Consider the following 2,397-nt stretch of genomic DNA (forward strand, 5'->3'; position numbering starts at 1 on the left):
TATAATCATCCCACAAATGAGCTGTTCTTTCATCAGCTTCCATATATGTTTTTTCAATTACTGATTCCACAAAGTCAGCTTCATTTTTAACTCTACTTCCGATATAAATCGCATACTTTGAAGTATATTCATATACATGACCAATCTGTTCAGCTCTGGTCATATTTTTATTGATTTCCATAATAATTATTATTTCCTACATCTACAGTTCTTTTTATTAATAAATTTTTCTTTCTAATAATTGAATGACACAAGCCAAGGTTTGACCATTCCCACCAGGATACATAGATTTTTTTTGAATACGACCAACCATCCTACAATCATCAGGAATCGGTGTAAGATCATTCAGGCATGATTTCAATGGATCACTAAAGAACAACTGCACATGTTGTGATTTATAAATTTTATATTCATATCCCTCTACATCTGGATAATACTTAATTGTTAAAGTACTATATTTAAATTTTGCCATTGCTGCAATCAACATGGTGTATTGTAAAGAACCATAAAAACCAATAATCTTAATTTTTCCATTATGCTCATCAATCCATCGATTCACTTCATCCAACGATACATTAGACAGTTGTAAAATCTTATAGTTTCTATTGTTTCGATTATTATTTCTAGATCTAACCTTTTCTTTTGGCTTATGAATTGGTGTTTCTACCACCTTTTTAGTTACATTAAAACTAAAGCCACAATTTTTACAAATATTAACTTCATCTGCGACTAATTCTTCGCAAATTGGACAAATTTTCATAAATATACCCTGCACTCCCTTATTTCGCAAACATATCAAAGTTAAATTCTTTGACCACTTTGTTATCTGTAATTCTTATAATCTTTTTATTCACAATATATCCATCTTTATTAATCGTTATAATGGATTTTTGATCATTCGTATCATTCACAGATGAATCATCATTTTCATCTACAACCTGCTCTATTGTTGTATATGAATAAACCGTATTTCCATTTTTATCTTTTGTCACATCTGCTTTATTAATATTTTTTTTCAACGAATCTTTCCACTGTTTTAACTCAATATCTGCAGCCTCTTTATTATCAACAACATTAGCTAAAGCTACCTGTGGTTTTAAGTTTTCTCCTGTTAATAGATACGTATAATATGCTTTTGTACCCATAGTTAAATACATGTATTCTTCTCTATTCTTTTTTGTTGGAGTAATCTGATTATCAAAAGTACGTTTATCAATATTATCCATATCAAAATCATCAACCATTGATTAAGATATTTGATCATTTTCTACTTTATATTCAATAGATAAACCATTACCTCCATATGCTCCATAGTACTCATCTTTTTTACCCGTGTTTTTAAAGTAATATTGACTAACCGCATATTCATCACCGACTGATTCTTTAAATTCTAAATGATAAATACTTAAATCATTTAATTTATCCACAGCTCTAACAACCTGCTTATAGTTACTATTATAATCAACTGCTGCATATCCAGCTGCACCTGTTACAGCTACTGTTCCAGCACATACTCCTGCTTTTACACTCGCCGTTTTACTTGCCCACCATTTCGCAAATCCTGATTTAGATGCACCTGTCTTAGTAGCAGCTGCTCCAGCCGTTGTAGCTGCTGCACTTGTTCCAACCGTTTTAATAATGATATCCTTTGATACATGTGTAACGGCCGTCTTAGCCATTTGGTCATGCAACATCCATGTTAAGAATGGCATTGGTGCAACGCCATAGAAAGATACGCCCTTTTCTCTCATTGATTCGATGATAGTCTTGATTTTCTTTCTTCCATATGCTAGATATCCCTTTACAGTATTCCCACTAACACCATAAACATCAGCAATTTCAGAAACACTCATATCTTCAAAGTAATACATCATCAATGCAAGTCTTTGATTTTCAGGAAGTTCATTTAGCACTCCTTGTACGCCTTCTTGAAGTTCTTTATAATTCATACTTGCTTCTGGTTCAAAAGAAGTCTTATCATTCTTGATATTCGCCTCAAACTCAAGTCTATCCTCTTCATCATCTAAAGAACTAAACTCGACTGGTTTATTCTTACCAATTTTTGATTTTGTATAATCCAATGCCTTATGCGAAACAATTTGATTGAACCAACTCTCAAACTTAGCATCATCCGTTAACTGATCCAACTTCTGAAACGCTTGAATATAAGCTTCCTGTACAATATCTTTAGCTGTAGCCTCATTATTCACTACTTTATACGCAATAAAATATGCTTTTCTTTCTGTCAATTGAATAATTTCAGCAATTGCTTCATTATCCTTTTTTCTTGCTCTTGTAATTAAACCCTTTTCCATTTATTTTTACCCTTTTATAATTCAAAATATTATAACCCATATTTTTATATTCCTATTTATTTACACATAAATATTATAGACG

At 31.5% G+C, this 2,397-nt stretch carries 4 protein-coding genes; all 4 read right to left on the minus strand.

Going from position 1 to position 2,397, the window contains the following annotated elements:
• The coding region (locus tag ACZQCL_RS05660; protein ID WP_482482152.1) for a hypothetical protein at nt 1–181 on the minus strand (181 nt) is incomplete at its 3' end.
• A 36-nt stretch (nt 182–217) separates the two neighbouring features.
• Nucleotides 218–760, minus strand: coding sequence for a hypothetical protein (locus ACZQCL_RS05665; protein WP_118116068.1), 543 nt, complete (start codon nt 758–760; stop codon nt 218–220).
• Nucleotides 761–779: 19 nt separating this feature from the next.
• Nucleotides 780–1,226, minus strand: a complete 447-nt coding sequence (locus ACZQCL_RS05670; protein WP_482482154.1) for a hypothetical protein — start codon at nt 1,224–1,226, stop codon at nt 780–782.
• A gap of 21 nt (nt 1,227–1,247) precedes the next feature.
• A complete protein-coding gene (locus ACZQCL_RS05675; RefSeq protein WP_482482156.1) occupies nt 1,248–2,315 on the minus strand; it encodes an RNA polymerase sigma factor in 1,068 nt (355 codons plus the stop codon).
• Between the last annotated feature and the right edge of the window lie 82 nt (nt 2,316–2,397).

Source organism: Holdemanella sp., from assembly GCF_056804935.1.